Annotated in this window: 8 protein-coding genes and 1 pseudogene; 1 reads left to right on the forward strand and 8 read right to left on the reverse strand. The window is 48.5% G+C overall.

Features of this window, described 5'->3' with window-relative positions; genetic code table 11:
- From AC1WIP_RS09545 to AC1WIP_RS09575, 7 genes and pseudogenes are all read right to left on the reverse strand, one after another.
- Positions 1 to 513 (reverse strand): annotated as a pseudogene (locus AC1WIP_RS09545) (sugar transferase); the annotation flags it as partial.
- Between the two features lie 179 nt (positions 514 to 692).
- Positions 693 to 1,382, reverse strand: a complete 690-nt coding sequence (locus AC1WIP_RS09550; protein ID WP_481141625.1) for a hypothetical protein — start codon at positions 1,380 to 1,382, stop codon at positions 693 to 695.
- Positions 1,383 to 1,488: 106 nt separating this feature from the next.
- Positions 1,489 to 2,574, reverse strand: coding sequence for an LCP family protein (locus tag AC1WIP_RS09555; RefSeq protein WP_481141626.1), 1,086 nt, complete (start codon positions 2,572 to 2,574; stop codon positions 1,489 to 1,491).
- On the reverse strand, positions 2,564 to 3,421 hold the full coding sequence (srtB, locus tag AC1WIP_RS09560; protein WP_481141627.1) for a class B sortase: 858 nt from the start codon (positions 3,419 to 3,421) through the stop codon (positions 2,564 to 2,566). The genes AC1WIP_RS09555 and srtB overlap by 11 nt, the downstream gene beginning before the upstream one ends.
- A gap of 50 nt (positions 3,422 to 3,471) precedes the next feature.
- Complete coding sequence (locus AC1WIP_RS09565; RefSeq protein WP_481141628.1) at positions 3,472 to 4,188, reverse strand: polysaccharide biosynthesis tyrosine autokinase; 717 nt, start codon at positions 4,186 to 4,188, stop codon at positions 3,472 to 3,474.
- Positions 4,189 to 5,052, reverse strand: a complete 864-nt coding sequence (locus tag AC1WIP_RS09570) for a YveK family protein (RefSeq protein WP_481141629.1) — start codon at positions 5,050 to 5,052, stop codon at positions 4,189 to 4,191. It lies immediately after the preceding gene.
- 20 nt (positions 5,053 to 5,072) lie between these two features.
- Complete coding sequence (locus tag AC1WIP_RS09575; RefSeq protein WP_481141630.1) at positions 5,073 to 5,810, reverse strand: CpsB/CapC family capsule biosynthesis tyrosine phosphatase; 738 nt, start codon at positions 5,808 to 5,810, stop codon at positions 5,073 to 5,075.
- 173 nt (positions 5,811 to 5,983) lie between these two features.
- Between AC1WIP_RS09575 and AC1WIP_RS09580 the strand changes: the two genes are divergently transcribed.
- Positions 5,984 to 6,202, forward strand: a complete 219-nt coding sequence (locus AC1WIP_RS09580) for a helix-turn-helix domain-containing protein (protein WP_318704076.1) — start codon at positions 5,984 to 5,986, stop codon at positions 6,200 to 6,202.
- Positions 6,203 to 6,278: 76 nt separating this feature from the next.
- Here AC1WIP_RS09580 and AC1WIP_RS09585 read toward each other — a convergent pair.
- Positions 6,279 to 6,539: HEPN domain-containing protein (locus AC1WIP_RS09585; protein ID WP_481141631.1), on the reverse strand; the 261-nt coding region annotated here is incomplete at its 5' end.

Below are 6,539 nucleotides of genomic sequence, written 5' to 3' on the forward strand. Positions count from 1 at the left end.
AACGCGAAAGTCCTTATAATTGTGATTTTCTATATTCAGGATGACGGACTGCGCCCGTTCTGCCGTTGTAAGGATCAACAGCGAGCAGCGTCCCATCTCCTTCATTTTCTTTTTCAGATGATTTTTCCAGAGAATGCGGGTGGTATACCCGAGCACCACATAAATTGCTCCCGTCAGATACATTACCGCACGGGAATAGCTGGCCCCGCCCTGTATCATAAAAAGATAGAATGTAAGACCCAGCTCCAGCAGGCACATCTGCTTTAAGGTTTCGGTAAATTCGCTGTAATAGCCTCTTTTGAGGACATTTTTAAAGGTTTCAAAAAAGATCATGATAAGGATGACAAAAAGCGTCATCACTACCGCCATGCTGCGGTATTCGGGCTCCGCATAGGGACTTCCCAGGCCATGCCTTATAATGTACGCCAGAAAAAACGAAACCTGAAGACACACCAGATCCAACATCATAAAGTCCAGGTGTTTTGTCCAGCCTTGTGAACTCCTTTTATACATAAATAATTCCCCACCTCGGTCGTATACTGTTTTTCTTCTTCGGCATTTCGTTTTTTTCTTTACATCCAATACCCCCCCCCGAAGAAGGGAGAGGGTATTGGACAACCACATGCTGAGTCACATATTTTCACGGAACTACCCGCGATGAATCAGTCATGATTCACCAGATTTTGTATTACTTACTGATTTTTTCTGACTTTTACTGCGCAGAAGCTTGCGCCTGCCAGGCAGATCACTGCCATGATGCCTGCTGCTGGAAGCATCTCTCCGGTCTTGGGAGACACGGCTGCCTCTGCAGGAGCTGCTGCCGTATCATTGGAGCTGTCGCTGCCGGAGTCATTGCTTCCGGAATCATTGCTTCCACCGTTGTCGTTAGAAGCTGCCAATTCAACCTCTACCACAACAACAGGTGAGAAGGAAGTAAAGGTCGCAGACACGCTGCCGTCCGCTATGGTGGCTGCAAGCTGCTCCCATGTGCCGTCAGCTTTCTGATGGAATACCACGTAGCTGCCGCCTGCCCTTACGCCAGGCACTGCAAAGGTAACGGTAACGCCTTGCGCAAGCTGCTCCTCTGTCACACTGGGCACAGACACATCCAGAGCCGCAAGAATACTCTTGGACGCAGCATTTTCAATGGTTGCGCTGGCCACAAATGTTTGAGCCGCCGTATACTGTTCCCCGGTAAGCGCAGCCTTCTGTACTTCCAAAGCTGTGCCGTCCTCTGCAGCAGCGGTAACCGCTTCTACTTTTGCAAATGCAAAATTTGCCTGCTCTTCCTCTGTGGTAACGCTTTCAGCCGCGCTTACGGTCATGCCGAACACAAGAGTCATGGCCATGGCAAAGGCCATGATCTTCATAAATTTTTTCATTGGATTCATCCTCCTTTCCTCATAATCATGTGGTTATATCAAGCCTTACGGCAGGATACCTTTTTGTAGAATTTGGCATGTCTCCGCTTGTGGAGACGTTGCACTCTCAGGAAGCGGTCTCTGCCTCCTCATAAAACACCTCCAGAATCAGCTCGTATAAGGCCTCCTGATCCGGATAAAATTCCTCAAACCTCTCCCCCTGTACCGTATCCCCCTCAAGGAAGTAAAAGCTGCTGTCATCAAAGCTGTAATCAAGAGCCTGAGAGGCAAGATAGCTCACCTCATCCACGGTAATATCCGTGACCATATATTTACTCACCGAAGCATACAGCTTTACCGGCAGGGAAAGATCGGACTTCATGGCCTCCATAGCCGCTGCGGCGTAAGCCGTCAGGTATTGCTTCTGCCGTTTCAGGCGCATTCCTGCGCTGTTAAAGCTGGTGATGTCTCTGTTGTGCAGATAAGCGTATGCCTGTTCTCCATTTAAATGGACGGTATCTCCCTCTTTCATATCCGTGCCGGGCACATCCTCTATGACCGTCACCTCCACGCCTCCCACAGCATCATTAATCAAAGGGATGGCTCCCATGTTCAATGAAAAATACCCATGTATGGGAAGTCCGTAAAACAGCTTTTCCACAGCGTCCCTGGTTCTCTCGCAGCTTAATTCTGCCCCGTCCCCATAGCCGTGCTGCAGCGTCAGCTGTGCCTGCACCGTTCCCATGTAGGTGCCCGCATCATTGTAGACCTCTATATCCGTCATAGTGTCCCGGTTGATGCCGATCACAGATATCTCCTTCTTATGGGAATCCAAAACCAGCAGAAACATAGCATCAGACTGTCCTCCCTGAATGCCCTCCTGGCGCCTTTCCACCTCTCCCCGTTCATCGATCCCAAGGAAAAGAAATGTCAAAATGTCCTTATTGTAACGATAGTGCACGCCCTGATAGCGCACATCCCCCTCCTGCCAGTCCTCTGCTTCTTCTGTCTGCGTGGAGGTCTGAGACGCATCCTCTGCGTCTGTCATCATGGCTTGATCCAGCAGCGGCGTTCTTCCATCGCTTCTCTGATACAGACGATTTCTTCCGGATATCTGCAGTGCCAAAAAGGCCACAGTGCCCACTGCCACCAAAATAATCACGGCGATGACAAGCTTGATCAAAATCCGATATGCTCTTTCGCTAATCCTCATTCAAAAGCACCCCCTGCACCAGATGCCGGTTCTCTGGCTTACTTGCAATACAGGTGGACAAAGTCAGTATTCTGCTCTCTCCCGTGACCGAAACCGCCTCCGAAACATTGCGGTTCATGGTCCTATATTCCATAGCCTCCTTAAGGTAGCGGGAAAAACCTTCCTCCGTTTCCGTGTCATAGCCCTTTAACAGATGTACATCGCTGAATTCATAAGCGGCAAATACCCGGTATACCAGCGTGTCCTCTTCCGTATAGATAAATAGATAGGGATGCTCCTCAAAGTACTGGCTGTCCTCATAATTGTGCAGACCTGCAAACATGGAGCCATCCTTCATGTTATGGCCGTAGAGAACCGTGTTATGATCATCAAAGGCCTTGCTGTTATAGTTTTCCGTGTAGATACAGCCCGGATATCCTCTTGTGCCGTCCAGATTATAATTCAAATAGTAGGTATTATCCTCCGCATGCTGCAGCACAGGATAGTCGATCTTCGTGTCTGGTATGTAAATCCAGGCATAAATATCGGGATTGGCTTCCTCCTTCAGGGCTGCAAAATCAATATCCTTTTGTGGAATTTCAATGCCTAGCTCCTGCTCTAAAAGCCGCAGCTTTTCCTCACGGCTTAATTCCGCCTCCGGCTCCTTCGCATCCTCTTCCTGTTTGGATTCCGCCTCCGGCTCCTCCCCTGAAGCAGTCTGCCGGGAGAGCTCCTCAAATCTGCGCTCCGCCTGATTTCTCACATGGAAATTCCAGCCAAAAGCTGCCAGGGCCGCCGCAGCGCCCACAAGGCACAGGACCAGCAGCAGCTTCCATATTTTGTTGTTTTTCTGCGGCTTTTCTTCCATGTCCATCCCCCTTTAAAACATTTTTCCGGATGAGAACTGCGTAATTTCTCTTATTCTCCGTAATTTCCGTAGTTTCCATAGTACTTTCCGTAATATTTGCCATAGTATTTACCATAATACTTGCCATAATAGCCCTTGCCGGTCATATCCACCTTATTCAGCACACAGCCTAAAATGCGGCAGCCGGCCACCTCCAGCTGTTCCTTGATTTTTCTGGCGAAGCGGTAGCTGATTTCACCGCTGGCAATCACAATCACGGCTCCGTCACAGCATTTGGATACCACAGCGGTGTCGATCACGCTTCCCAGGGGCGGCGTATCTATAATCACCATGTCGTATTCCTTCCTCGCATTTTCTATCATTGCCTGAAACCGCTTGTTACCCAGAAGCTCGCTGGGATTGGGCGGCACCGGACCGGAAAACACCATGTACAGATTTTTTATGTCAGTAGCGCACAGCGCCTCCTCAAAGGCCGCTTTTCCAACCAGATAATTGGCCAGTCCCAGCCGTACCTTTCCCTTTTTGTGTCTCTGGCGCATCACGGACTTTCTCAAATCAGCGTCCAGAAGCAGAACCCGCTTTCCCATCTGGGCATAGGATTTTGCCAGCTCAAAGGATATGTTGCTCTTTCCCTCGTTAGGTGTGCAGCTTGTAATGCAGATAACCTTCACATTATCGCCGGAGAATTCAATATTGGTGCGCAATGTCTTAAATGCCTCTCTGCTGCGGAAATCCAATTCCTCGTCCTTCAATTCTATGATCTGCATTTATTGTGCCTCCTTTGCTTTATCCCTCTGTTCGTCCAGCTCCTCCACCTGGAGCCTTTCTTCCCTGGCCGGCGTCTGTTCCTCCTTGACAGGCGGCCTTCCCGCTCCATGGTTTAGCTGTTCCCTTCGCTCCCCTCTCTCCAGGGGGCCATGCCCTTTTCTTCCCCGCCGCCTTTCGGTATCCTCTATCACCGGAATCATGGCCAGCGTACTGAGCTCCAGATACTTTTCGATATCGTCAGAGGTCTTTACCGTATCATCCATCAAGAACCGTAACACCACAACCATGGCGCACAGAAATGCGCCCAAAAGAAAGCCTGCTCCTGTCCATTTCAAAACGCTGGGGCTTGAAGGAGTTTCCGGCAGATATGCAGTCTCCACCAGATTCACCGCCTCCAGGTCCATCACATCCTTGATATATTCGGAAGCAACCTCACAGATTTCCGTGGCCAGAAGCTGGGCCATAGCCGGATCCTCATCCGTCACCGTGATGGCAATAATACGGGTATCTGTCAAGGCTTCCACATCCACTCTCTGGGAAAAGGAATCATAGCTCTCCTCCAAAGAGCAGGTTTCCATCACCTGCTCCAGCACGTTTCGGCTCTTGATTAACTGGGTGTAATCCTTGGTCAGCTGCGTGCCCGTCTGCAGATCGCTGTAGGTGAGGCTTCCCTCTGTTTTATTGATCACATACACCTTTGTGGTAGATTCGTATTGAGGGGTAAGGACAAAGCGGCTGATAGAAAAGCCCAATACGCCCGCAAGGGCTCCGCATAACAAGATCAGCCAAAGCCAGTGCAGCAAGAGCCCGAAAAGCTCCTGCAAATCTATTTCCACAATATCTTCGTTTTGTGTACCCTGCATTTTTCTTCTCCTAATGTTTTTTATTGAAACAGCTCCCTGGCGGCATTCTCAAACAAAAGCTCCTGAGCGTACTCCCGGGAACACTTTTTATACAAAAGCTCCGCGCACCGCCTCATGGCCGGCCGTCTAGTTTTTGTATTATGGGCGTCCGTGCCCAGATAATCCACTAGCTCTCTTTTTAAAAGCTTCCAGACAAAACGCCTGGCTCCCAGGCCGTTTTCCCCCGTAATGCTCCCGGTATTTACCTGAATGCGGCATCCCATATCCCGAAGCTGTGCTGCCCTTGTGGCATCCTTTACCAGACACTGGTATCTCTCCACATGGGCTGCCACCGGGCAATATCCCATGCCCAAAAGCTCCTCCATGGCATTCCGAATGTACAGATACTCTTCAAAGGGAGAAAACTCCACCAGCAGAAAATCTGTATCATTCAAGGTACAGAGCTCTTGCCTCATCAGCTTTTCTTCCAATCCGGCGCGGTAAAAAATTTCCGTGCCAAGATGCAGCCGGATGCCAATGCCTTCCTGCTGCGCCTCCTCCCTGAGCATTTTAAGCCTGTCCAAAAGCTCTTTTTTGTCTGCACGATAGCGTCCCTGCTTATAGTGGGGCGTAGCTATCATGCAAGAGATGCCCTCCGCCTCAGCTATGCGAAGCATTCCCAAAGATTCCTCCATGCTCCGGGAGCCGTCGTCAACTCCAGGCAGAATATGGGAATGAATGTCAATAAAACCCATTCTCTGTCTCTTCCATTTCTGCATAATTTTTATAGTCTCTTAAAAGACTATATTTGTCTTTGTTATTATAGTCATTTTCGTGACCATAGTCAAGTACTAGAAGTAAAAATAAAATGGAGATATATCTAATAAGTAAAAGGGGATTTTCAGATGATTTGTAGGACTATTTTTAGCACAAAAAGAAGGCAGGCAGCATTTTGATTGATTATTCACCTTTTTGGGAAACCTTAAAAAAATCCAACGAAACGACCTACACTCTGATAATGAATCACCACATTTCCAGTTCAATCATTGATAAGCTGCGTAAAAATAAGCCTATGAACACTACAACCTTAAATGATCTTTGCCGGATACTGCAGTGCAATCTTCAGGATATAGCCCAGTACATTCCGTCCGAAGAAGATCAGATTCTATAAAAAAAAGCAACCGCCCCTCCCAGAGGACTGCGGTTACTTTTTATGGTCTGCTATACAATATGTAATTTTATTCCTTTTACTCTGCAGGCGGTTCAATTCCTCTGGAAGGAATCTGCTCCACCTCCAGACCTTTCTCCTTTCGGAAGCTATTCACGGCCGCAAATACCTGATTTACTATATCCACACATTCCGCGCACTCTTCCTTTGTTACCACCACAAAATCATCTCCAGGATACCTGGCATCAAAATAGTAATCCGTCAGCATAGCAAGGTCCTTTGCCTTCAACCCCAGATCAATGCCGCAATTCTTGATTTCCTGATTAATTTTTCTCAGATT

It is taken from the genome of Acetatifactor sp. (genome assembly GCF_982438285.1).

Coding starts and splice junctions, on each gene's coding strand:
- AC1WIP_RS09550 (WP_481141625.1), bottom strand. CDS start 1,382: ATGAAAAAATTTATGAAGATCATGGCCTTTGCCATGGCCATGACTCTT.
- AC1WIP_RS09555 (WP_481141626.1), bottom strand. CDS start 2,574: ATGAGGATTAGCGAAAGAGCATATCGGATTTTGATCAAGCTTGTCATC.
- srtB (WP_481141627.1), bottom strand. CDS start 3,421: ATGGAAGAAAAGCCGCAGAAAAACAACAAAATATGGAAGCTGCTGCTG.
- AC1WIP_RS09565 (WP_481141628.1), bottom strand. CDS start 4,188: ATGCAGATCATAGAATTGAAGGACGAGGAATTGGATTTCCGCAGCAGA.
- AC1WIP_RS09570 (WP_481141629.1), bottom strand. CDS start 5,052: ATGCAGGGTACACAAAACGAAGATATTGTGGAAATAGATTTGCAGGAG.
- AC1WIP_RS09575 (WP_481141630.1), bottom strand. CDS start 5,810: ATGCAGAAATGGAAGAGACAGAGAATGGGTTTTATTGACATTCATTCC.